Origin of the sequence: Frigoribacterium sp. 9N, from assembly GCF_902506305.1 — a bacterium.
Taxonomy (GTDB): Bacteria; Actinomycetota; Actinomycetes; order Actinomycetales; family Microbacteriaceae; genus Frigoribacterium.
In genome coordinates this window covers 459728-482344 of the sequence record NZ_LR733391.1, presented here as the reverse complement: position 1 = coordinate 482344, position 22617 = coordinate 459728, and the positions used below count along the sequence as shown (strand labels likewise).

Annotated in this window: 20 protein-coding genes; 10 read left to right on the top strand and 10 right to left on the bottom strand. The window is 67.7% G+C overall.

The window, feature by feature from the left end; all coding sequences use genetic code 11:
* Positions 1-61 precede the first annotated feature (61 nt).
* Genes ARTHRO9V_RS02790 through rfbA form a run of 4 tightly spaced genes read left to right on the top strand, consistent with a single transcriptional unit; the run spans position 62 to position 2742 of the window.
* Entirely contained in the window at positions 62-970 is a 909-nt protein-coding gene (locus ARTHRO9V_RS02790) for a D-alanyl-D-alanine carboxypeptidase family protein (protein ID WP_159825402.1), read from the top strand.
* A 24-nt stretch (positions 971-994) separates the two neighbouring features.
* Complete coding sequence (locus ARTHRO9V_RS02785) at positions 995-1225, top strand: hypothetical protein (protein ID WP_159825400.1); 231 nt, start codon at positions 995-997, stop codon at positions 1223-1225.
* Between the two features lie 37 nt (positions 1226-1262).
* Entirely contained in the window at positions 1263-1877 is a 615-nt protein-coding gene (locus ARTHRO9V_RS02780; RefSeq protein ID WP_159825398.1) for a dTDP-4-dehydrorhamnose 3,5-epimerase family protein, read from the top strand.
* A 1-nt stretch (position 1878) separates the two neighbouring features.
* Entirely contained in the window at positions 1879-2742 is an 864-nt protein-coding gene (gene rfbA, locus ARTHRO9V_RS02775; RefSeq protein WP_159825396.1) for a glucose-1-phosphate thymidylyltransferase RfbA, read from the top strand.
* 82 nt (positions 2743-2824) lie between these two features.
* Here the strand turns inward: rfbA and ARTHRO9V_RS02770 are convergent, their stop codons facing one another.
* From ARTHRO9V_RS02770 to ARTHRO9V_RS02745, 6 genes are all read right to left on the bottom strand, one after another.
* On the bottom strand, positions 2825-3508 hold the full coding sequence (locus tag ARTHRO9V_RS02770) for a hypothetical protein (RefSeq protein WP_159825394.1): 684 nt from the start codon (positions 3506-3508) through the stop codon (positions 2825-2827).
* A 290-nt stretch (positions 3509-3798) separates the two neighbouring features.
* Positions 3799-4638: a glycosyltransferase family 2 protein gene (locus tag ARTHRO9V_RS02765; protein WP_159825517.1), complete on the bottom strand. Its 840-nt coding sequence runs from the start codon at positions 4636-4638 to the stop codon at positions 3799-3801.
* Complete coding sequence (locus ARTHRO9V_RS02760) at positions 4638-5768, bottom strand: glycosyltransferase family 1 protein (protein WP_236556858.1); 1131 nt, start codon at positions 5766-5768, stop codon at positions 4638-4640. The genes ARTHRO9V_RS02765 and ARTHRO9V_RS02760 overlap by 1 nt, the downstream gene beginning before the upstream one ends.
* Positions 5769-5849: 81 nt before the next feature.
* On the bottom strand, positions 5850-6896 hold the full coding sequence (locus tag ARTHRO9V_RS02755) for a glycosyltransferase family 2 protein (protein WP_159825392.1): 1047 nt from the start codon (positions 6894-6896) through the stop codon (positions 5850-5852).
* Complete coding sequence (locus ARTHRO9V_RS02750; RefSeq protein WP_159825390.1) at positions 6868-8097, bottom strand: ABC transporter ATP-binding protein; 1230 nt, start codon at positions 8095-8097, stop codon at positions 6868-6870. The genes ARTHRO9V_RS02755 and ARTHRO9V_RS02750 overlap by 29 nt, the downstream gene beginning before the upstream one ends.
* Before the next feature lie 5 nt (positions 8098-8102).
* A complete protein-coding gene (locus tag ARTHRO9V_RS02745) occupies positions 8103-9005 on the bottom strand; it encodes an ABC transporter permease (protein ID WP_159825381.1) in 903 nt (300 codons plus the stop codon).
* Between the two features lie 142 nt (positions 9006-9147).
* Here ARTHRO9V_RS02745 and ARTHRO9V_RS02740 point away from each other — a divergent pair, with 142 nt between their 5' ends.
* Together ARTHRO9V_RS02740 and ARTHRO9V_RS02735 are read left to right on the top strand one after the other, a co-directional pair.
* Positions 9148-9768: a hypothetical protein gene (locus ARTHRO9V_RS02740; RefSeq protein ID WP_159825379.1), complete on the top strand. Its 621-nt coding sequence runs from the start codon at positions 9148-9150 to the stop codon at positions 9766-9768.
* On the top strand, positions 9768-12161 hold the full coding sequence (locus tag ARTHRO9V_RS02735) for a hypothetical protein (protein WP_159825377.1): 2394 nt from the start codon (positions 9768-9770) through the stop codon (positions 12159-12161). Before ARTHRO9V_RS02740 ends, ARTHRO9V_RS02735 begins: the two co-directional genes overlap by 1 nt.
* A gap of 55 nt (positions 12162-12216) precedes the next feature.
* On the opposite strand, the gene ARTHRO9V_RS02730 is transcribed toward ARTHRO9V_RS02735, so the two are convergent.
* Positions 12217-13491 carry a glycosyltransferase gene (locus tag ARTHRO9V_RS02730; protein WP_159825375.1) on the bottom strand — a complete coding sequence of 425 codons (1275 nt, stop codon included), beginning with the start codon at positions 13489-13491 and terminating at the stop codon, positions 12217-12219.
* A 204-nt stretch (positions 13492-13695) separates the two neighbouring features.
* Between ARTHRO9V_RS02730 and ARTHRO9V_RS02725 the strand changes: the two genes are divergently transcribed.
* The 3 genes from ARTHRO9V_RS02725 to ARTHRO9V_RS02715 are packed head-to-tail and all read left to right on the top strand — an operon-like array spanning position 13696 to position 18876.
* Positions 13696-16188, top strand: a complete 2493-nt coding sequence (locus ARTHRO9V_RS02725; protein WP_159825373.1) for a glycosyltransferase — start codon at positions 13696-13698, stop codon at positions 16186-16188.
* On the top strand, positions 16173-17474 hold the full coding sequence (locus ARTHRO9V_RS02720) for a lipopolysaccharide biosynthesis protein (RefSeq protein ID WP_159825371.1): 1302 nt from the start codon (positions 16173-16175) through the stop codon (positions 17472-17474). The genes ARTHRO9V_RS02725 and ARTHRO9V_RS02720 overlap by 16 nt, the downstream gene beginning before the upstream one ends.
* Positions 17475-17481: 7 nt before the next feature.
* Positions 17482-18876 (top strand): hypothetical protein, encoded by a 1395-nt coding sequence (locus ARTHRO9V_RS02715; protein ID WP_159825369.1) that lies wholly within the window; start codon positions 17482-17484, stop codon positions 18874-18876.
* Between the two features lie 40 nt (positions 18877-18916).
* On the opposite strand, the gene ARTHRO9V_RS02710 is transcribed toward ARTHRO9V_RS02715, so the two are convergent.
* Genes ARTHRO9V_RS02710 through ARTHRO9V_RS02700 form a run of 3 tightly spaced genes read right to left on the bottom strand, consistent with a single transcriptional unit; the run spans position 18917 to position 21041 of the window.
* Positions 18917-19936, bottom strand: a complete 1020-nt coding sequence (locus ARTHRO9V_RS02710) for a glycosyltransferase family 2 protein (RefSeq protein WP_159825367.1) — start codon at positions 19934-19936, stop codon at positions 18917-18919.
* Positions 19936-20307, bottom strand: a complete 372-nt coding sequence (locus tag ARTHRO9V_RS02705) for a DUF2304 domain-containing protein (protein ID WP_159825365.1) — start codon at positions 20305-20307, stop codon at positions 19936-19938. Before ARTHRO9V_RS02705 ends, ARTHRO9V_RS02710 begins: the two co-directional genes overlap by 1 nt.
* A complete protein-coding gene (locus ARTHRO9V_RS02700; protein WP_159825363.1) occupies positions 20304-21041 on the bottom strand; it encodes a glycosyltransferase family 2 protein in 738 nt (245 codons plus the stop codon). Before ARTHRO9V_RS02700 ends, ARTHRO9V_RS02705 begins: the two co-directional genes overlap by 4 nt.
* A 48-nt stretch (positions 21042-21089) precedes the next feature.
* Between ARTHRO9V_RS02700 and ARTHRO9V_RS02695 the strand changes: the two genes are divergently transcribed.
* Positions 21090-22517, top strand: coding sequence for a hypothetical protein (locus ARTHRO9V_RS02695; RefSeq protein ID WP_159825361.1), 1428 nt, complete (start codon positions 21090-21092; stop codon positions 22515-22517).
* Positions 22518-22617: the final 100 nt, after the last annotated feature.

Below are 22617 nucleotides of genomic sequence, written 5' to 3'. Positions count from 1 at the left end.
GACGTGCAGTGCGCGCTTCCGAGGGGTAGACCAGTCGCCACTCTCGTGCGAACGTCGTCCCATGCCCCTCGACGACTCCGACTCCAGAAGTCTGCCCGCCGGCGCGTCCGTCCTCGACCGCCGTCGATTGCTGGCCTATGCCGGAGCCGTCGGCGCAGCGGCCGTCGTGGTGGGTGCGGCGGACGGTCTACGTCCCAGTTCGGCCCGGGCAGCCTTGCTCCTCGCTGAGGCGACCGTCGGCGTCGACACCGTTGCGGAGGCCGTGGCGCAGGCGGCACTGTCCGCCTGGGGCGGTCAATCCAATGGGCGCATCCCTGCCTCGATGCTGGAACTCGTGCCGACGTCGGTCGCCGGCAGCGGGTTCCTGCGTGACGACGCGGCCCGTCAATTCTTCGGGCTCGGGCTCGCCTTCCAAAGCGCCGTCGGACGGCCACTCCGGATCACCGAGGGCTACCGGTCCTACGATCGGCAGGTCGACTACTGGAACAGATACCAGGCCGGCACCGGGAACCTCGCGGCCTATCCGGGGACGAGCAACCACGGCTGGGGGATCTCCTGCGACTTCGGCTCCGGAGTGGAGACGTCGGGTTCGAGCGCGAAGCGATGGATGGACGCAAACGCCCCGTCGTTCGGCTGGAGCCCCACGGGCAACACGTTCTCCCGACCCGAGCCATGGCACTTCGACTTCGTCTCCGCGTACACGGGGCCTGCCAACGCCGTCCCGAACGACTCCGGTCTGATCGCCCTCCGTGTGCCCGAGGCCATGCCGGGCGTCGGAACGAGCTACACCTGCGTCCTCGGCTTCCGCTTCCTTCGTCATTTCACGACCATCGAGAAGGTCAACGCCTTCCGTGCCATCGGGGTGCCCTACTTCGACGCCATCTCCCGCAGCCACTTCGAACTCCTGGTCGACGCTCTGTCCATCCCCCGGTCCGCCGTCGTCACGGACGCGGATTACTGGCGGGCTTGACGCCCGTCCCTTGAGAGGAAAACCATGATCGTCCTTCACTGCTACGACACCCTTCCCGAGGTCGGACGCGGCTACGTGTGCGTCGTCGCGCCGCGCATGCTGCGCCACGTGACGACCGAGCCCACCGTCGTCGCCCTCCGCGCCGTCGGCATGGCTCCGCGCAACGTCAACGCCGCCGGCTTCTACGACATCCTGGCTTCGTTGTCGATCCCGCGGTCAGAGTTGAGGACTGGGGCCGACTACTCCCGACGCTGACCGAGGTCCTGCGCCGTCGGGTTGGTAGACTCTCGGCGTGCAGATCCGTGAACTGAAGATCCCAGACAGCTACGAGATCACACCGAAGCAGTTCGGTGACGACCGTGGTGTGTTCCTCGAGTGGTATCGCTTTGACGCGCTCGCCGACGTGGTCGGCCACTCCGTCGATCTGCGACAGGCGAACACCTCGGTGTCCAAGAGAGGTGTCGTGCGCGGCATCCATTTTGCCGACGTCCCCAGAGGCCAGGCGAAGTACGTCACGGCGACCCATGGCGCGGTCCTCGACTACGTCATCGACATCCGGGTCGGGTCCGCTACCTTCGGCCAGTGGGACACGGTGTTGCTCGACGACGTCGACAGGCGGGCCATCTACCTCGCTGAGGGGCTCGGTCACGCGTTCGTCGCGCTGAGCGACGACGCGACGGTTAGCTACCTGGTGACCGACACCTTCCGGGCCGAGCGCGAGCACGGCATCAATCCGCTCGACCCCGAGATTGGCCTCGTCTTTCCCGATGCAGCCGGCGAGCCCCTGCTCTCCTCGAAGGACACCGCCGCTCCGTCGCTCTCCGAAGCGGCGGCCTCGGGTCTCCTTCCGACCTGGTCCGACATGCGGGCTTTCTACGCTTCGCTCGACGCCAAGGAGGGCAACTGACATGAAGGGCATCATCCTGGCGGGCGGGTCCGGTACGCGCCTCTGGCCCATCACCAAGGGCATCTCGAAGCAGCTCATGCCCATCTACGACAAGCCGATGGTTTATTACCCCTTGTCGACGCTCATGATGGCGGGCATCCGCGAGGTCCTGGTTATCACGACCCCCGAGTACAACGAGCAGTTCCGGGCCCTGCTCGGCGATGGGTCTCAACTCGGAATGGACGTCCAGTACGCCGTGCAGCCCTCGCCCGACGGGCTGGCCCAGGCCTTCATCATTGGTGAGGACTTCATCGGTTCCGACAGTGTCGCACTCGTCCTAGGCGACAACATCTTCCACGGGGTGGGTCTCGGCTCGAACCTCAAGAAGAACGCCGACGTCGAGGGGGCGACGATCTTCGCTTACCACGTCGCCGACCCCAAGGCCTACGGCGTCGTCGAGTTCGACGAGGCCTTCCGTGCCATCTCGATCGAGGAAAAGCCGGTCGCACCAAAGAGCAACTATGCCGTGCCGGGCCTCTACTTCTACGACAACGAGATCATCGAGATCGCCAAGACGATCGAACCGAGCGCGCGAGGCGAGCTCGAGATCTCGACGGTGAACGAACGGTACCTCGACGCGGGTCGTCTCCAGGTCCAAGTCCTGGACCGAGGCACTGCTTGGCTCGACACGGGGACGTTCGAATCGATGATGCAGGCGTCCGAGTACGTGCGCGTCATCGAAGACCGTCAGGGGCACAAGATCGGCTGCATCGAGGAGATCGCCTGGCGGAACGGGTGGATCGACGACGAGCAGCTGGCCGCCCTTGCGGCCCCCCTGGCCAAGAGCGGCTACGGCGTCTACCTGCAACGTCTTCTGTCGGTCTGACCCCACCACTCGACGAAGGTCCGTTCGCCCCTGGGGCGAGTGGGCCTTCGTGCGTTCCGAGGAAACACTGCTGGTTCGTCGGTCAGGACCCGGCTTGGTGAAACCGCCCGCGGCGACGTCCACGGGACGACGAGCGCAGGGGGCGACCAGTCGTGACGGTCCCGTCCTTCAGGTGCAGGTGGAACTCGTCCTTGCGTTCGTGCAGGCCGTGATATTGATTTTTGTGCTCGAGCACGAACCCTATCTCGGTGTCGGCCTTGACGATCGTCCAGCCGAGCGAACGGGCGTAGTGGGACATCCACTGATCCTCGAGGAAGGCATAACGCTCCGGCAGCGACAGGAAGAACCGGTCGTCGTCGACCAACGAGGAATCAAGGACGGTTCCACCGGTCCCACCGTGGTCCGCACTATCACCCGGATCGATCTGAACCCGGTCCCAATACGACGGACCGAAGTCGAAGGCCCACCAGGCGACGATGCTGCGGGGCTGGTAGTTGGCCAACAGGTCGCCCACGAACGACGGCGTGACGTCCTGGTCGTCGTCGAGCATCAGGACAGGGCCCTCGTAGCCGGCGTTGCGGAGCAAGCGGACCGCCACGAAGCGGGCGAGGCCACCAATGTTCGCGGCACTGTGCACCAGGTCGATGCTGGCCAGGGCCCCCCGGGGTTCGTGGTCTTGCAGCCAGGCGTAGGAGTCGCGTTCGTCGACCGCGTTGTTCCAGAGTAGTAGACGCACGGGTCGTGTCGGATCGAGTGACTCAAGCATCGCGATGATGTCGTCGATGCGTTCTGGTCGATTCCAGAGACACACCACCAGCGGGACGGAGTCCCGTGAGGCGGAGGCCCAACGGCCGGTGGTCGACAGGGCTACGCCGCTCTCGAGCAGCGTCAGGAGTTGCTGGTGCCAGCCGCCGGGAGTGAGGGCACGGAGCGCGCGTCGCCGGGCGAGGAACACATCGAGGCGTTCACCCTGGCCCAGGATCTCGAGCGCGCGCCGGGCCAGTCGCCTCGACTCGTGACGAAGACGGGCCCGAACCTGAGGAACGGATGGGCGTCTCACCGGGTGACCCACCAGCTACGGACTCGCAGTCCGACCTTCAATGCCGCTCGAAGCGGCCCGAGGATCGGCCCCCGGTAGCGACGGGACAGGTACCGGTAGGCGCTGTCGTGGTGAACCCGTTCCATCGTCTTGGCACTGCCGGAGGTCGAATGGGCTCCGCTGTGCATCACCACGGCAGTCGGGACGAAGACGTTGTCCCACCCGGCACGTCCGAGCCGCGCCCCCAGATCGACGTCCTCGAAGTACATGAAGTAGCCCTCATCGAAGCCACCGATCTCGTCGAAGGCGGATCGTCGGACGAGCACGCAGGCCCCGGACAGCCACCCGGCCGTGCGTTCGACCGCTGTCTCTCGCGCGGCCCAGTAGGACTGGCTCCAGGGGTTGCCCGGCCAGAGCCGGGAGAAGGCCGCATGACCGATGCCGGTCCTCAACGACGGAAGACGCCGGGCCGACGGATAGACGACGCCCGTCTCGTCGATGATCTTGGGCCCGAGCGAACCCGCTCGGGGAAGCCGTTCTGCGGCCTCGACAAGACGGTCGATGGCCCCGTCGCCGAGGACGACGTCAGGGTTCGTGACCAGGACGAACTCGACCGGGTCCGTGACGGTCGAGAGACCGTGGCGCACCCCGCCCCCGTAACCCAGGTTCCGTCCCGACACGACGAACGAGGCGCCGTTCTCCAAGGAGATGGATCGGACGAGGTCGACATCGCTCGAGCCGTTGTCGCTCACCACGGTCACGACCGGGTCCGAGCTGGCCCGGGGGATGCTGGCCAGAAGCGGACGGAGCGTCTCTCCCGTGTTGTAGGTGACGGTCACCACAGCAACCCGAGGCATCATGATGCCGCCTCGTCGTACGCCGGAAGGCTCGCCTCGGCGGTCGCCACCCAGGTGAAGCGGCCAGCCCGGGGAACGGCACGGCCGCGAAGGGAAGTGCGCCGGTCCGCATCGGCCAGCAGGGTCCGAAGGGCCTCGACCAGGGAGTCCTCGTCGGGCTCCGTGTAGGCGGCTGCGTCACCCGCGACCTCGGGCAACGAGAGCCTGTCCGTGGTCAGGACGCAGGCGCCGCACGCCAGAGCCTCGAGCACGGGGAGACCGAAGCCCTCTCCGAGGCTGGGGTAGACGACGACCTCCGCCCCGCCGAGGAGGCTGCGGAGCTCGTCGACCGGCAGGTACCCGAGTTCACGCACCGCGCCTCCTGGGGGTCGGTCGTCAAGGGCGGTGAGAGCATCGGTGTCCCAGCCGCGTGCCCCGGAGACCAGCAAGAACGGGACGTCGGCCGATTCGCCGCAGAGGCGCTCGTGCGCCCGCAGGAGGGCTCCGACGTTCTTGCGGGGCTCGATCGTGCCGAGGAACGCGATCCAGCGGTGGTCGGGCTCGAGACCCAGGGAAGTCCGGAACGAGGCGGTCTCTGCGTCCGTGGGGGGGCGGAAGACCGTAAAGTCGACCCCCAGAGGAGTCGTCGTCACGGTCGAGCGGCACCGGCTGACGTGACGCAGGAATTCGCGGGCACTCGCGTCGCTCGGAACCACGCACGGTCGCCCCGAACGCAGCGCGGCCCTCGTCCACGCGGTGAAGAAGAGCCTCTTGATCGTCGAGTGCCACTGGGGATCGCTGAAGAACGTGGCGTCGTGCAATGTGACCACCGAACCTCGTCTGCGCAGGACCGGAAAGGTGTAGTGCGTCGAGTGGACGACGTCGACGCCAAGACGCCGGGCGAGCAGGGGCAGTCCGGTCTGTTCCCAGAGGAACCGCAGGGGCGTGCGGGTGGTCCACCCGGGTGCGGCGACGACTCGTGCGCCGGCCGCGACCTCACGCATGTGCGCGACGTGTTCGGGACGCACCACGATCGTCACGTCGACGTCGAGCTCGGCCAGCGCGCCCGAAAGGCCCTCGACGTAGCGGCCGACGCCTCCGAGAGCGGACGGCATGGCCGTGCCGTCGACGAGAACGGAGATGTGTGGCACACGCCGCCCTTCCCTGATCGACTCGATGGACCGTCGACAAGCATAGCCTCGTGGTCCCGCTCGACATGCAGTCGGCAGGGCTCAGGGCGTACGTCGAAGACCTGTCCGGGTGTCGATCTCACGACGGCTGTGCGTCGCCTGCCGGGTGAACCGACGACGTCGTCGGAGGTCGGACGGCAGGTCGCGGAGGGCCGCGATGTACCCGGATCGGATGGCGGCCGCGGACGTGTCACGCGGCGATCGAATGACCCGCACCAGCGTGCGGAGCAGGGCGCGCACCACGGTGGGGGCCGGGGCGTGCCAGACGGCGACCTTTATCCGGTTGCGGGTGTTGTGGAAGAGGAAGACCCAGGACGACGTCCCCGAGGAGGCCGAGTGGCGGTGGACCAGCACGGCCTTCGGGACGTGCTGGACGACGAAGCCGTGCTCCGCGAGTCGCCAACTCAACTCGGTGTCCTCGTAGTACATGAAGAGCGATTCGTCGAACAAGCCCACCCGGTCGAGGGCGCATGCTCGGAGCAGCGCGCCGCCACCCGAGAATCCGAAGACCTTCGAACCACCCGACTTCTCGGCGGGGCTGAGCCAGTCACGGTCCTGGCCGTTGCCCGACGCATCGAGGACGCCACCGGTGGAGTTGACCAGCACGGCGCCCTCGTCGGCCCGCCTCCACCGCGATCCGTCGGCGGCGACGAAGTCGTCGGGAGCGGCGTCGTCGACGGGTGCCGAGACGAATCGTCCCTCGAGCTCGAGACGCGCCGTGAACGCTGCCACGTGGTCGGACGCCCGGTCGGCGGCGGCCGTGAGTTCGGCCACGAAACGAGGCGCGGGTACCGCGTCGTTGTTGACCAGGACGTACCGGTCGGCCCTGCGGGAACGGATCGCTGCGTTCACCCCGGCCCCGAAACCACCGTTGTGCCCGAGCGGCAGAAGTCGGCTTCCGAGAGCGGGACGTAGGCGTTCGACCGAGTCGTCCTCCGAGCCGTTGTCCACGACGATCAGGTCGAAGTCGGCATCGCCGACCTGGGAGTCGAGGGCCTCGACACAGCGTGCCGTCAGTGCGGCGTTGTTCCAGTTGACGACGACGACCAGCGTCGTCGGCTCAGAGCTGGACGAGCTCGGGCTCGGCATGGACGGTTCCCACGGCCAGCGCGTAGGCGGGGACGTCGAAGGAGGCGCCCTGCGGTAGGTCGTGGACGTGGACGCCCCGAGGGTCCATGAGGGACGCGTTGACGAAGTACTTGCCTTCGCCGAACGCGACGTCCTTCAGGACGAAACGCAGGCGCCTCGTGCCCAGGAGCCGTGGTAGGTCGATGCCCATGCGAGTGCTCGTCGTGCCGTAGACGACCTGGCCGGACGCGCTGTTGATCTGCAAGGCGGCGATCCACTCGTCCATGCCGGTGGCGTGCTCGAACTCCATCGTGACCTCGAGGTCGTCTCCGGGCAGCACCTTGGTACCCTCGCCGCGACCGGCGGCCGACACCACGACACTCGTCACGTGGCCGGAGCCGACGAGGGGGTCGTGAGCGGCTTCGGCCTCGGTCTGACGCCGATCCTCCAGGAGGTCTCGGAAGAGGGCGACGGCGTCGTTCGGATCACCGTCGAACATGACGGTCCCCTTGTTCAGGAAAACGGCCCTGGTGCAGAGTTCCTGCACTTGAGCAAGCGAGTGGGTGACGATGATGATCGTTCGCCCTTCGGCCTGGAACGAACGGATCTTGTCCAGACATTTCCGCTGGAACGCCTCGTCGCCGACGGCCAGGACCTCGTCGACCAGCAGGACGTCGGGGTCGGTGTGCACGGCCACGGCGAAGGCGAGACGGACGTACATGCCCGACGAGTAGAACTTCACCTGTGTGTCGATGAAGTCGCCGATGCCCGAGAAGGTGAGGATGTCGTCGAAGCGGGCCTCGGTCTCCTGGCGCGTGAGTCCGAGCAGGGCCGCGTTCAGGAAGACGTTCTCGCGGCCGGTGAGGTCGGGGTGGAAGCCGGCACCGAGCTCGAGGAGCGCGGCGAGCCGCCCGCGACGCGAGACCGTACCGGTGGTGGGTTGGATGATGCCTCCGATGGCCTTCAGCAACGTGCTCTTGCCCGAGCCGTTCTGACCGATCAGACCTACGGTCGTGCCGGCCTTGATGGTGACGTCGACGTCATTCAGGGCCCAGAAGTCCTGGCGGTGTCGTCGGCCCATCTTGCCGAGGGTCACGAGTCGCTCTTTGAGGGAGTTGTCCTTCCGGACCGTGAACCGTTTGGAGACCCCCTCGACGACGATGACGTCCGGGGCGTCGGTCGAGGGGCGTGGTTCGGTGCTGAGGATGTCGTCCGTGGTCATGGTGCTCACAGTTCTTGGGCGAAGTTGCCCTGGAGTCGGGAGAAGACGCGTTGCGCGCCGAAGAGGAGGACCAGCCCGACGGCGAGCGCTATGACCAAACGGAGCATGAGGTGCTCCGGGTATACGACGCTGTCATGACCGGCGGTCCAGATCGCTCGTTGCAGGGACAGCACCGAAAGGGTGAGGGGGTTGTCGGTATAGAGCTGCAGCAGCAGACCGTCCCCGAGGACGGACTTGGCCTGCGACCAGGCGTAGACGATGGGCGAGGCCCACAGGAGGACCATGAGCCCCACGTCGATGAGGTATTGCACGTCACGGAGGTAGACGTTGAGAGCCGAGAGGACGAGCCCGAGCGCGGTGCCGTACACGACGATGACTAGTAGGGCAGGGACGAGGTAGACCAGCTCCGAGGTGAGGGGGAACTTGCCGAGAACGAGGGTGGCCGCCAGCAGGATGCCGAACTGGATGCAGAAGTTGAAGAGGGCGGCTCCCACGCTGGCGAGGGGGAAGACTTCACGCGGGATGTAGACCTTCTTGATCAGACCGCTGTTGCCGACGATCGAGCTGGTGGCCCCGGCCACGATCTCGCTGAACAACGTGTATGCCGTCAATCCCGTGAAGACGTAGATCGCGAAGTCGGGGATGCCTCGTGCCGCGCCGAGGAACTGGCCGAGCACCACGTAGTAGATGAGCAGCTGGGTCAAGGGGCGGACCAGTGACCAGACGAATCCGAGAGCGCTGTCCTTATACCGCGCTTTGAGATCACGGCGGACGAGCAACGAGAGCATCTCGCGTTGGCCCACGATGTCGCGGAGGGACTTGCCGGTGCCACGGAAGGCCTTTGCGGGAGCCCCGATCACCACGAGTGGTTCGTGGTAGAGGGCTTCAATACGGGAATTGGAGGTCATCACGCGATCCGGTCGGCGGAAATGGACTGGGCAAGCATAACCGTCGTGCCGTTCAGCAGCGTCGGCCTTACGAGGACGGGACTGCGCCCGATAGATAACGATGACGAGTCGATCGTCGAACCTGACCAGAGGCTGGGTTACGGTGGATTCCAACCTTTTGATCAGACAGGTCACAACAATGCCCCACGACCAACGCCGTGGCTCCGTCCTCGCTTCCGTCGCCTTCGGTACGGTCGCCTTCCTGGGGCTGGCCGCCTGCACAGCCACGGGAGACGACTCGGGGCCCGCGGTGCGGCCCACCGCCTCGGCGAGCGTGTCCACCGGCCCGTTGACGCCGACGCCGACGCCGACGCCGACGCCGAACGGCGATGAACCCGGCGCGGCACCGACCACCGGCATCGCGGGGCAGCCCTTCCCCCAGGCGACGAGCACCGAGCCGGCGGTCGATCCCGACCCAGGGGACTATCCGGCCTCGCCCTTGGTCACGTTCGCTTCGTGGAACGCCGCCTTGTCGCGGCTCGAAGTCGGCGGCGTGGTCAGCGGGCAGCTCGATCCCGACGGTACCTGTCGTCTTGTGGTTTCGCGCGGTTCGGTGACCGTCCAGCGAACGAGCACCCCGCAGGCCTCCGCGTCGAGTGTCGACTGCGGTCAGTTCTCCGTCCCCCGATCAGAACTGTCGTCCGGTGCGTGGAGCGTCACCATTCGCTATGTGGTGGGCAACGAGTCCGTCGCTTCAGACCCCCAGCAAATCGAGGTGCCCTGATGATGAAGAAGTGGCTGGCCCCCCTGGTGGCCTTCGCGTTGGTGGCTTCCGCCCTGACGGCGTTCTCCGTGGCAGCAGCCCCTGATCGAGCCGAGGCCGCGTCGGGCGCCGACTTCGATGCTGGCAACATCATCAGCGATAAGAACTTCTACGACGCCCAATCGATGTCACTCGACAGCATCCAGTCGTTCCTGAACCAACAGGTTCCCACCTGTCGCGCGACCTCTGGCCCCACCTGTCTGAAGAACTACTCCATGGACACCACGACACGCCAGGACAGCGGCCAGCGTTGCGGCACCTACCCCGGAGGTCCCGGGCAATCGGCCGCCCGCATCATCTACAACGTCTCGCAGGTCTGCGGCATCAGCCCCAAGGCCCTACTCGTCCTCCTCGAGAAAGAGCAAGGAATCGTCACGTCGTCCGCGCCCACGGCCTACATGTACCGTTCAGCGACGGGCTTCGGGTGCCCCGACACGGCGGCCTGCGACGCCCAGTACTACGGCTTCTTCAACCAGGTCTACGGCGCTGCCCTGCAGTTCAAGCGGTACGCGGCGACGCCCACGTCGTGGAGCTACCAGGCAGGCCGGACGAACAACGTCTTCTACCACCCCAACGCCGCCTGTGGCACTAAGCCCGTGTACATCCAGAACCAGGCCACGGCCTCGCTGTACATCTACACGCCGTACACGCCGAACGCGGCTGCCCTCAACAACATGTACGGCACCGGGGACTCCTGCTCGGCGTACGGCAATCGGAACTTCTTCCGTCTCTACACGGACTGGTTCGGCTCCACGACCGGCGGGACGAACCCGTACGGCTACGTCGACGCGGCGACCGCAGGGTTCCAGCAGGTCGCCATCAGCGGCTGGGCTGTCGACCCCGACAGCACCGGGGCCATCCGCGTCGACTTCTACATCGACGGTCAGGGGGTGACCAGTGCGACGGCAGACATCGACTATCCCCACCTGGCGCCGACCCTCGGCGCGTCCAACACGCGCCACGGGTTCTCCAAGGTCATTACCGGGGTCGCTCCCGGGGCTCACAGCATCTGCGCGATCGCCATCAACGTGATGGCCGGAGGCAACACCTTGCTCGAGTGCCGCTCGTTCACCGTGGCTTCCGGGGCCCCGTTCGGCTACATCGACCAGGTCTCCGCCTCGCCCGCCACCATCGCCGTGCGTGGGTGGGCCATTGACCCCGACGTCGTCGACCCCGTCACGGTCCGCCTGAGCATCGACGGCCGAGAGGTCGTGACTGCTCGGGCCGATGTCGACAAGCCGAGTCTTCCTGCCGTCTACCCGGGTTGGGGCAGCAAACACGCCTTCACGCTCACGGCTACCGGCATCGCTCCAGGTGCGCACAGCGTGTGCACCACGATCACGAACGTCGGCTCGGGTCAGGACACCCGCCTGGGCTGCTCGACCGTCCAGATTCCGTCGGGCTCACCGCAGATCTATCTCGACCAGGCGTCCTCGACGTCGCCCGGGGTCATCACGTTGCGGGGTTGGGCCCTCGACCCCGACACCGTCGATCCGGTCCGTGTGCACGTCTACCTCGACGGAGTCCTTACGACGAAGCTGACGGCCGACGTCGAGAAGGCTTCGCTCGCGACTGCGTTCCCCGGATACGGTGCTCGGCACGCCTTCACCGCGAGCCTCACAGGTGTCGCCAGCGGTACTCGCCAAGTCTGCGTCTACGCCATCAACCAGGGCCCCGGTGAGAACGCGGGTGGCTGCGTGAACGTGGTCGGACCGCAGGGTCCGCCCGCGTTGTACTTGGACGAAGTTCGGGCCACCGATCTCGGCCAGGTGCTCGTCCGTGGCTGGTCCGTCGATCCCGACACGGTCGATCCCGTCCGCGTCCACGTCTACGTCGACGGAATGCTCAACACGAAGTTCTCGGCTGACCTCGCGAAGGAATCCCTCTCGACCGCCTTCCCCGGATACGGAGCGGGCCATGCTTTCTCGACCACTCTCGCGGGCGTCGGTCCGGGCACCCACCAGATCTGCTTCTACGCGATCAACGTGGGCGACGGCGCCAATACGGTCGCGTGCTCGTCCGTTCGGGCCGTGAGCGGTGCCCCGGCCATCCTCCTCGACGAGGCATCGTCTCCTGCGGTGGGAACGGCACGCCTCCGAGGTTGGACGATCGACCCCGACTCCGTCGAGGCCTTGCGTGTGCACGTCTACGTCGACGGCATCCTGACGACGAAGGTCACGGCCGACGTGGCGAAGCCCTCGCTCGCCACTACCTACCCTCCGTACGGTGCCAACCACCAGTTCGACGTATCGGTTGCCGGACTGCGCGTGGGCACCCACGAGTTGTGCGCCTTCGCCATCAACGTCGGCCCGGGCGAGAACCGGGCTGCCTGCGCGACCGTGACCGTCAGATGACGGGACGGGGGCTGGTGCGAAATGCGCAGCCTCCGCCCGGGGGCCTGGTGGCGGCTCAGCGGCCGCGCGCCCGGGACGCGACGGAGCGGTATCGCTCGAGCAGCGTGTAGGCCCGGCTGCCCTTGAGTTCGCGCAGTTCCTCGAGGGGGCCGACCGTCTCGGCCAGTCTGCCCTGCAGGTCCCCGATGGTGTCCGCCAAGGCCTCGGCCTCTCGTTCGAGGCGTCGCACCGTGATCAGGTGGCCGTCGCGTTCGCGCGAGGCGTGCCGGAGTTCCTCTTGCTTCACCGTGATCCAGCGAAGCATCTCGGAACGCGAGGATCGGCCGCGGGCACTGTCGATGGCCCCGTCGAGGAGCGGGGCGACGAATCGCGCGCGTGCCGAATAGGAGTGATGACTGCGGACCAGACGTGTCCACTCGGCGACTTCGTGCTGCTGCTCGGGCGAAGGGTCGACGAACCGATCGACGACCCGTCGGAGGGAATGTGCGTCATCGAACACGGGTAGGTCTCCGAGCCCCAGCTCGGCGAGGCCGGAACTGGTATTGGTCGTCACGGGCGTTCCGGTCGACAGTGCCTCGAAGATTCGGCTGTTCTGGCTGCCGAACTCGGCAGCGGGATCGATCACGTCGTCGACGACCAGCTGGCTGCGACCGTAGACCTCCGGGAGTTCGAAGAAGTCGACCCGGTCGCGGTGGTCTATTCGCGGAGATCGTTCGAGATGGGCGCCATTTGCCCCGAACCACACGACGGGATGTGTGTCGCTCAGGTCGTCGAGCACGGCCCGGAGGCGTCGCTCGACACCCCAGAAGTTGGCAGTGGTCACGATCGGCATGTCGCGTTCGACTCCGGGATCGACGAAGAGTGCCTCGTCGACTCCGATCGGGACGATCGGGACGGGACGCCCGAAACGTGCCTCGAGGTGCTCCGATGCCAGACCGGAGGAGGCCCAGACTCCGTCGAACTCGGTGAGGTAGGGAAGTTTCGCCCAGGACGCGGTCCAGTTGCGGACCCAGGCGATGGTCGCGGTCGATGGGGGGAGCAGCCCGGGGACGAACGACTCGATCATCACGACGGCGACATCCGTCGCGACGGGCGGCTCCTCGTTCCACCGCTCAGCAGGCCAAAAGATGACTCCCCATCCTTCCGCGGAGAGGGCGGAGGCGAGGCCAGCAGCCACGTAGAGGTCACCCTTGCCCTCCGAGAGGTCGGCCGTCGAAACGCAGAACATGATCGTCCCGCGAGGCCCGGCGGCGCGCTCCCCCGAGGTGAGTGCACGGTAGTGCGCCGAGATGTCCGGCGTCGGGGTCGGCTGTTCTGTCGTGACGGTCATGCTCTCGGGTGGGGTAGGGGGCATCAGGGCGATCGCTTCGATGACGACGGTGGTCACTCTACCTGCGGCGAGTCCGTCGCAGGCTCGACGGGTCGCGCTGGGCGAGGGCGTCTCTCCTCGAGAATGTAGTATCGACGTGCCGTGGCGCTGTCTGCGCCCTCGTCGCCCACGCGCCGGGCGATGTCGCGCCGACGAAGGGAATTCATGAAAGACCGCAAACCGGGGGTCGTCTCCGTCGTCCTCGTCAACTACAAGGGCACCGACGACACGCTCACGAGCATCGAGGGGCTCGCCGCCCAGGACTGGCCGGCCGACAAGCTCGAGATCATCGTGGTCGACAACGACTCCGGTGCGGATCACGTCGCACGCCTCAAGGAGTCGTCCCTCGACTTCACGCTCGTCGAGTCCGGCGGCAATCTGGGCTTCACCGGCGGCTGCAACCTCGGGGTCGAACGTTCCTCGGGTGAGATCGTCGCGTTCCTCAACAACGACGCCCGGCCTGACGTCTCGTGGATCCGCGCGGCTATGGACACTTTCGCTGCCGGCGCCGACATCGGAGCCGTCGCCAGCAAAGTGCTGGACTGGGAGGGCGTCAACGTCGACTTCACCGAAGCGGCCATGACGTGGTACGGCATGGGGTACAAACCCCATGCCGGCGGCCCCGACACGGGGGCCTGGGAGGTCGAGAAAGACGTCCTCTTCGGCACGGGTGCCGCGATGTTCATCCGCGCGGACCTCTTCGACCAGCTGGGCGGGTTCGACGACCGCTACTTCATGTTCTACGACGACGTCGATCTCGGTTGGCGTCTCAACCTGCTCGGGTGGCGGTTCCGCTACCAACCGCGGTCGGTCGCGTTCCACAAACACCACGCGTCGATGAACAAGTTCGGTGACTTCCGCGAGACCTACCTGCTCGAACGGAACGCCCTGTTCACGCTGTACAAGAACCTCGGGCAAGAGCAGCTCGACAAGGCCTTGCCCGGCGCGCTGGCTCTCGTGGTGCGGCGTGCCGTCGGTCGCAGTGAACTCGATTCGACCGAGCTCGATCTGCGCAACCCGGGCGACGACTCCGTCGAGACCCGACCGGTGCCCAAGAAAGGCATGGCGGGCATCTACGGGATCGACCAGTTCGTCGAGATGCTGCCGTCGCTCACCGAATCGAGACGCGAGATCCAGGCGTCGCGGGTCAGGGACGATCGGCAATTGCTCGACCTGTTCGGCAACCGCGACGAGCCAGCGTACCCGATCGAGAGCTATCTGGCCGGATACGACAAGATTGTCGCATCCCTCGACGTGCTCGAGGTCGTCAAGCGTCGACGGGTGTTGATCGTCACGGGTGACTCCATCGGAGCCAAGATGGCGGGCCCTGCCATCCGGGCCACCAGCATGGCGCGCGAGCTCGCACTCGAACACGACGTCCGCGTGGTCAGCATGACTCGTTCGACGTCGATCGACGACAGCTTCGAGGTCGTGACGGTTCCCCATCGTCACCCCAGGCAGATGGTCGAGCACGAGGCCTGGGCCGACGTGATCATCGTCCAGGGGCACGCCCTGCGGCTGTTCCCCGTGCTCGAGTCGACCCGAAAGGTGCTGGTCGTCGACGTCTACGATCCGCTCCATCTCGAACAGCTCGAGCAGGGTCGGAGCACCGACGTCGAGGCGTGGGACCGTCAGATCCTCGACGCCGCCGACACCCTGAACCACCAACTCGAGCTCGGCGACTACTTCATCTGCGCCTCCGAGCGTCAGCGCCTCTTCTGGCTCGGCCAGCTCGCGGGATCGGGCCGGGTCAACGCCCACACGTACTCGCGCGACCCCGAGTTGCGCAGCCTCATCGGTGTCGTGCCGTTTGGGCTGTCGTCGACCCCACCGCGCCACGACCGCTCCGTGGTCAAGGGGGTCCTTCCCGGTATCGGTGTCGACGACAAGCTCGTCGTCTGGGGCGGTGGCATCTACGACTGGTTCGACCCGATCACGCTCGTGCGGGCGATCGGCAAGCTGGGCGGACGTCGTCCTGAGGTCAAGCTTTTCTTCATGGGCGTGCAGCACCCGAACCCCGACGTCCCCGAGATGGACATTGTCGCGAAGGTCCGTGCCGTGGCCGACGAGCTCGGACTCACCGGGGTCCACGTCTTCTTCAACGAAGCCTGGATTCCCTACGACGATCGGGGGGCCTACCTGCGCGAGGCCGATGCAGGCGTCTCGACGCACTACGAGCACCTCGAGACCACGTTCTCGTTCCGCACCCGCATCCTCGACTACCTCTGGGCCGAGCTGCCGATCGTCACGACCGACGGCGACTCGTTCGCCGAGCTCGTCGCCAAGGAAGACCTCGGGGTGGTCGTGCACGAACGCGACGTCGACGGATTGGCGAACGCGCTCGAGTCGGTCCTCTTCGACGACTCGGCCCGACGCCGCCACGTGGCGAACGTCAAGCGTGTGCGTGAGGGGTTCACCTGGGAAAACGTCCTCACGCCCTTGGTCGAGTTCGTCCGCGAGCCCATGCGCGCGGCCGACAAGAAGGGCGGCTCCGGCGAGCCCGATCTCACCGCCCTGACCCACGCCAAGGTGAAGGTCCGCAATCGACGCAAGCAGTACGGCATCCGCCACGATCTGGGGAGGGTCTACCACTACTACCGGGTCGAGGGCGTCGGGGGAGTCGTGTCGAAGGTACGCACCCGGTGGGAGAACCGCTGACGACGCCCGCCGGATCGAGCGCCCTAGCCTCGTCGGCTGTCCTGTCGACGGCGGGCATCGTCGTGCAGGGCGTCTCGCGCCTGGCCTACACCGTCGTGCTCGGCCGGGTGTTCGGCACCGAGGCTCTCGGGCACGCGAGCGCCCTGCTCTCGCTCTCGATCTTCGCTGCTCTTCTATGGCCGACGGCGGCCGGTACCGCGGCCTCACGGTTCTTCGCCGTCGCGTCACACGAGAAGGTGGGCACCCGACCGCTCGCCAGATTGCTGGATCGCTCGATGGCGGTCTCGACCGCAGCCCTCGCTTTGGCGGCCGTCCCGACGGCGCTCGTGCTGGGCAACGGGATCGGAGTCGCCCTGTCGGCGGCTTGGCTCGTGGCCGGGTACGGCGTCTACGCGTACACCCGAGGCGTCCAACTAGGGCGACACCGTGCCGCTCGGGTCGCGCTCTGGGACGGTCTCACAGCGACCCTCAGCCTCGGGCTGGTGGCGGTCGTCGCCGTCGTCGGAGACCCGGCGTGGGCTCTCGTTCCCCTCTCCGTCGCGTACACGGTATTCGCCGTCGTGAACTGGCCTCGGTCCCGGTCCGGTCAGCCGCTCACGGGCGACGTCGACGGCGTGCTGTCGTTCGCGGCGTGGAACGTTCTCGCCGGTCTGACCACGAACGGCCTGCTGCAGCTGGCCATGCTCTCGGCCCAGTACTTCGGGCCGGGCGCCCAGGCGGGCGTCTACGCCGCGGCCTTCACCCTGGCGACGCCAGCGTCCATGCTTGGTCAGGCCATCAGCCAGATCGTCATCCCAGCCTTCGCCCATCGCAGCGACGGGGCCTCGTTCCGGAACCGCCGGACGGCGGGGCTCGTGATCGGGCTGGCGGGCGTGATGGCCCTCGGGTTCGGCGCCGTCGCCGCCCTGGCCCCGATCTATCTACCGCTCTTTTATCCGGCCGTCGGCGTCGAGGCGGTGCCTCTGCTGCAGTTCCTGATGCTCGGAGTCTTCGTCTTCACCATCGCCTTGGTACCTGCTGCCCTCCTGCTCGCCGCCGGCCGGTCGCGCCAGGTGGCGCTCGCATCCATCTCGGGTTTCGTCGGAGGACTGGCGGTCATCGTCGTGTCCGGCCCGTCCCTCGGCGTCCAGGCTGGTAGTTTGGGATTCCTTGTAGGGTCGTCGGTCAATCTCGTCGCGATGGTTGTCCTGAACCTCCGAGTCCCGGGCCGCGGCCGGGGTGGCCCCGTGGTCGAGTCCGCTCCCACGACGCCGGGGCATGCGATCGATCCCGTCAACGACGAGTAGGAACCCCGTGTCAGACATCAGCGCCGACCCCGACGCCACCTTCCGACGGGGCACTGTCGATCCCCTCCCGCCGCATCCCGTCCGGTCCCGTCTCACCCGTCTCGTCGGCCCGCTCGTGCTCGTGTTGTTGTCGTTCGTGATGGTGCTGGTCCACGCTCCCCAGAACACGGCCATGTCGCCGATCGACGAGTGGGTGTACGTCGACTACCTGGGCAAAGTGCCGACTCAACTGATCGTCACCCAGGGGGAGGAGACCGGGGAGTTCGCGCGTGAGGCCATCGCCTGCAACGGCGTGCGCCTGGCGCTCGACCCCAACCCGGCCCTGTGTTCCGAGGTGGAGGCGGGCGATGAGGCAGACGACGCCTTCCCCATGCAGGGCGTCACGAGTGCCGACATCTACACGCCGCTCTACTTCGCGACCACCTGGGTCGCCGCGCAACCACTGACCTGGTTCGGAGTGGGCCTCCTCGACGCCGCGACTCTGGTGGGGGGACTCTGGTTGGCGCTCGGCATGGTCCTGCTCTACTCGTCCATGAGGCTGCTGTCGGTGGGGCGTTGGGTCGCCGTAGGAATCGGCGCCCTCTTGATCGCGACACCTGCGGCCTATTGGTCCTCGACCTACCTCAGCACCGACGCGCCCTCTCTCGCGGTCGGGGCTGGGCTGCTCTACACGGCGCTCCGCATCATGACCGGCCGTTCCGGGCACGTAGCGTTCGTGGTGATCGCCGTCGCTGGAGTCCTGTTCAAGGTGCAGAACGTGGCGGCCGTCGGTCTGACCGCGCTGGCATTGCTGGTGTGGTCCCTCGCCCGGGCTCGCCGCGACGCCTCGGAGTCGCCGGGTGGTCGCCACTGGTTCGTGGCAGGGTCGCTCAGCCGATCCGTCGTCGCCGCCGTCGTGGCCGTCTTCGCGTCTGTGGCCGGGCAGGCCGTCTGGGTCGTCATCCGGGCGACCGCCTCGAGCGGGCCGTCACCGGACCAGGGCGTCTCCCAGACCTTCTCGATCAAGTCGGCGATCCAAGAAAGCCTCAAGTTCTTGGGTGGCACGTCGCAGGACCCCACCGGGGTGGCGAACTCCATCGCCCTCGTCGTCGCCGCGACCGCCGTGTCGTGGCTCTCCATCGCCGGGGTGGTGGGGCTCGTCGTCACCGCGCGCCCCGGTAGCCCCGAACGCTTCGTCTCGTGGGCCGCACTCGTCATGGCGCTCATCGCCGGACCGCTCCTCGCCGTCGGCGTGATGGCGGTCAGCGGGTTCTACTTCACCCTCCCGGTGCGATATGGCATCTCCATGCTCCCCGCCTTCTTGCTCTGTGCGGGAGTCCTACTCAGTCGTAACAGGCGCGTCGGCGTCGTCCTGACATTCGTCGCGGCACCGATCTTCATCGCATCGCTGCTCGGCAGTTGACCGCTGGGGCCGGCCGCATGCGAAGAACCGGCGTCCGACGTCAGACGAGTCGGCGCGCGACGGCCCAGTAGGCGCGCATCGCGGTCTGGAGCACGCCGGCACCCTTGGGCAGCGGGAACACCTGCTGATCCAACGTCGCCGTGAGCAGCGGCACGAGGCTGCGGTCGGACGCCGTGCGCACCTCTTGGACCCAGTCGCGACGTTCGCGCAACCATGCCGAGTTGTCGGCGATCCAGCGACGCGCCCGCGCGTTCTCGGCCGACCACCCCTGCGCGCGTGCCACCACGCGCATGGCGACGTCGAGCGCGGTGGCGGGCAGCCACGTCAGGGCCCGGAGCCGAGGCCCGTAGGCCGTCCGCAGGAAGATCTGTCGGTTCTTCTCGAGCAGGTACATCTTGAGCGCGTTGCGACTGAACTCGTAGTGGTGCAGGACGACGGCGTCGGGCACGTAGACGACCTGCAACCCCTGCTGCCAGGTACGCCAGCTCAGGTCGACGTCCTCGTGGTAGGCGAAGTACTCGTCGGCGAATCCGCGGAGGCGCAGCCAGAGTTCTCGGGAGATGACCAGGCCGGCGCCCGAAGCGGACGCGACCCGCGCCTCCTGGGCATGGTCCGCGGCGGGTTCGTCGAGCCCGCCGGCCCAGCTGAGTCCGACGACGTGGACGGGGTTGCCGGCAGAGTTCATGACTTCGGGGTCGGAGGCCAGGCGGATGCTTCCGCTGGCGATGCCCACCTCGGGGCGGGACGCGACGGCGACCAGCTTGGCGAGGGTGTCGGGCCGCACCTCGGCGTCGCTGTTGACGAGCGCGAGGAATTCTCCGTCGGCCAGTCGAGCCCCGAAGTTGACGCCGCCGGCGAACCCGAGGTTCTCGGAGGGTGTGACGACCCGGAGGCGCGGGTCGGTGGGCAGCGTCGAGACCGCATCGCTGGTGCACCCGTTGTCGACCAGGACCACGTCGACGTCGACGTCCGTGGAGGCGAGGACGGACGAGACCGACTCGTGCAGGACGGGCTCGTCACCGTAGGCGAGGGTCACCACGGTGACGCGGGGGAGACCCATCAGGCCTGATCCGTCCGGTGGATGGAGCGTTCGAGTCGACGGATGCGTTCGTCGTGGAGGGCGACGTCCTCGGCCAGCGTGCGCGTCTTCTCTTCGAGCACCGTGAGTTCGGCGCTGTGCTGCACCGAGACCAGGAACAGGATGATCGTGCTCAGGAAGAACCCGAGGTTGGTCGGGGCGGTGATGCCGAGGGTCGCGGCGGCGCCGGTCAGGATGCCGGGGAAGACGGCCACGACGAGCGCCAGCACCCCGGCGAAGATCCACCAGAGGGCGTGGCGTTCGCGCACGCGTCGGCGACGGAGCATCTCGAAGACGACGTAGAGGACGAGCACGGCCGACACGATGCCGAAGACGTAGGTGGTGACGCTCATGTGGTGGGGGCCTCCACGCTGAGGGCGAGCGGGGGCCGCCACAGGGCGATGATCAGGGCGAGGCCCGCCCGTCCGAGGTAGACGGCGGCCTTCACGGGGTTGTGGGACGGGGTGCCGCCGGCCCGGGGGCGCATCGAGACGGGCACCTGGGTGATGGAACACCCGGCCCGGGCCGCCAGCACGAGGGACTCGACGGTGTCACCGAGGTACTCGGCGGGATAGTGCTGGGCGAAGATCTCGATCGCCCGGGGCCCGGCACCGCGGAACCCCGAGGTCGTGTCGGTCAGCTTCGTCCGCGCGATCCGACCGATGACCGCCGCCAGCACGACCATCGCCCATCGGCGGGGACCCGTGACCTGGTAGTCGCCTTCGCCGGCGAAGCGGGCGCCGATGGCCACGTCGACCGACGCCAGGGCGTCGAGGATGAGCGGGACTCCCGACGGGTCGTGCTGACCGTCGGAATCGACCTGGACGACGTACCGGAAACCGTGTTGCTGCGCGTACTTGAAGCCGGTGCGCATGGCGCCACCGACCCCCAGGTTGAAGGGCAGGTCGAGCACGGTCGCTCCGGCGGATCGCGCCCGGGCGACCGTGTCGTCCCGCGAACCGTCGTTGACGACGAGGACGGTGACGCCGGGCAATTTGTCGAAGACCTCGGTGACGACGTCGGCGACGACGTCCTCTTCGTTGTACGCGGGCATGACGATGAGAGTCTGCGCCAGGGCCGATGACATGGTCCCGATGGTACCAACAGGTCGGGCCCCGACCGGCACAATGAGCCCATGACGACATCGACCCCGACCTCTGCGATCCGTGCGGCCACGCCCGGTCCGGGTGGACGGCCCGGTCGTCCGACGCGCCGAGGTGCTCGTGCTCCGGTCGCGGTCGCGATCGCCGTCGTCGCCGCCCTCGTGGCCTGGCTGCGGTTGCCCCCGGCGGCCCGCGACACGCTCTGGGCCGAGGACGGGCGGGTCTTCGTCCAGCAGCGAGCGGCCGGCGACCCGTTCGAGAGCTGGTTCGTCCCCTACGACGGTTACCTGCACGTCGTCCCCCGCATCGTGGCGGATCTCGCGTGGTCGTGGCTTCCCGTCGGCAGCCTCGCGTCGGGTGTCACGGTCCTCTCCTGTCTCGTCGCCGGCGTCGTGGCCGCCGGGGTCTGGTGCTGCTCCCGCGGCCTCGTGGCGTCGCCGGTCGTCCGGCTCGCACTCGCGGCCGTGACGGTCCTCGTGCCGCTCGCCCCGCTCGAGGTGTCGGGCAACCTCGCCAACCTGCACTGGTACCTGCTGTGGCTCACCCCGTTCCTGCTGCTGCACCGACACCGGAGCGCGACGTCCACCGTGCTCGCCTCCGTGGCGGCACTGCTCATCGGCCTCACCGAGATCCAGGCCGTCCTCCTCGTGCCGCTCGTCGTCCTGGCCCGGCTCGTCCGCCGTCGGACGGCTCCGTCCCGACGCGACCTCGTCCCCGTGGTCGTCCTCTGCGCGGCGCTCGTCGCCCAGCTCGTCGTCGCGGCCCTGACGCCCCGGGCGGATGCCCCGGGTGCCGCCTCGACGGTGCCGCAGGTCGTCCTGGGCTACCTCACGTCCGTCGTCCTCGGCACCTGGGTGCCCTCGGCCTCCGTGATGGGCGACCTGCTCGACCTCGCCGGATGGGCCGTTGTCCTGGTCGCGGCCGTTCCGTTCGTGGCGTCGGCGCTGGTCGTGGTCCGGTCCTTCAGCCACTCGACCGTCCGCGGGTCGGACGATGACGCATCGGGTCGGGTGGCGTCCGGGCGGATGGTCCTCGCCTCCGTGGCGGCGGTGGCGTCGGTCGGTCTCTGGACGCTCGACGTCGTGGTGAACCACGGTCCCGACACGAGGTTCTGGTTCGCCGATCCCGGACGGGTGGCCGAGCTCGGGCTGACCCGCTACGGGGTGGTGCCGTCGATGTTCCTCCTCGTCGTCGTGCTGTGCGCCGTCGACGCGCTGCTCCTCTCGACACGACGACGTCTCCGGGCGGCGGGCGCGGCCGCCCTCGTCGTCCTCGCCGTCGTCGCGGCGACCTGGTTCGTCGGCCCGGACACGGTGCGCGCCGACGGGCCCCGGTGGGAGCGTTCGTTGGGGACCGCCGGGGACGTCTGCGACGGCGGGGCGGAGGTCGCCGACGTGGCCGGCGCTCCGGCGGGCTGGGGGGCCCTCCTGCCCTGCGACGTCGTCGACGACGTCCCCTGAACGCTCGACTCGTGTGGGCCGGATCGGGTGCTCGGTCTAGAGTCGTCATCGGCGTGCCCCCCAGGGCCCAGCCGACCGGAACGCCGACGCGTCGCCGGTT

Coding starts and splice junctions, on each gene's coding strand:
- ARTHRO9V_RS02705 (WP_159825365.1), bottom strand. CDS start 20,307: ATGAGCGTCACCACCTACGTCTTCGGCATCGTGTCGGCCGTGCTCGTC.
- ARTHRO9V_RS02745 (WP_159825381.1), bottom strand. CDS start 9,005: ATGACCTCCAATTCCCGTATTGAAGCCCTCTACCACGAACCACTCGTG.
- ARTHRO9V_RS02790 (WP_159825402.1), top strand. CDS start 62: ATGCCCCTCGACGACTCCGACTCCAGAAGTCTGCCCGCCGGCGCGTCC.
- ARTHRO9V_RS02695 (WP_159825361.1), top strand. CDS start 21,090: ATGACGACATCGACCCCGACCTCTGCGATCCGTGCGGCCACGCCCGGT.
- ARTHRO9V_RS02700 (WP_159825363.1), bottom strand. CDS start 21,041: ATGTCATCGGCCCTGGCGCAGACTCTCATCGTCATGCCCGCGTACAAC.
- ARTHRO9V_RS02765 (WP_159825517.1), bottom strand. CDS start 4,638: ATGCCTCGGGTTGCTGTGGTGACCGTCACCTACAACACGGGAGAGACG.
- ARTHRO9V_RS02785 (WP_159825400.1), top strand. CDS start 995: ATGATCGTCCTTCACTGCTACGACACCCTTCCCGAGGTCGGACGCGGC.
- ARTHRO9V_RS02730 (WP_159825375.1), bottom strand. CDS start 13,491: ATGACCGTCACGACAGAACAGCCGACCCCGACGCCGGACATCTCGGCG.
- ARTHRO9V_RS02710 (WP_159825367.1), bottom strand. CDS start 19,936: ATGGGTCTCCCCCGCGTCACCGTGGTGACCCTCGCCTACGGTGACGAG.
- ARTHRO9V_RS02735 (WP_159825377.1), top strand. CDS start 9,768: ATGATGAAGAAGTGGCTGGCCCCCCTGGTGGCCTTCGCGTTGGTGGCT.
- ARTHRO9V_RS02725 (WP_159825373.1), top strand. CDS start 13,696: ATGAAAGACCGCAAACCGGGGGTCGTCTCCGTCGTCCTCGTCAACTAC.
- rfbA (WP_159825396.1), top strand. CDS start 1,879: ATGAAGGGCATCATCCTGGCGGGCGGGTCCGGTACGCGCCTCTGGCCC.
- ARTHRO9V_RS02770 (WP_159825394.1), bottom strand. CDS start 3,508: ATGCTTGAGTCACTCGATCCGACACGACCCGTGCGTCTACTACTCTGG.
- ARTHRO9V_RS02750 (WP_159825390.1), bottom strand. CDS start 8,097: ATGACCACGGACGACATCCTCAGCACCGAACCACGCCCCTCGACCGAC.
- ARTHRO9V_RS02755 (WP_159825392.1), bottom strand. CDS start 6,896: ATGCCGAGCCCGAGCTCGTCCAGCTCTGAGCCGACGACGCTGGTCGTC.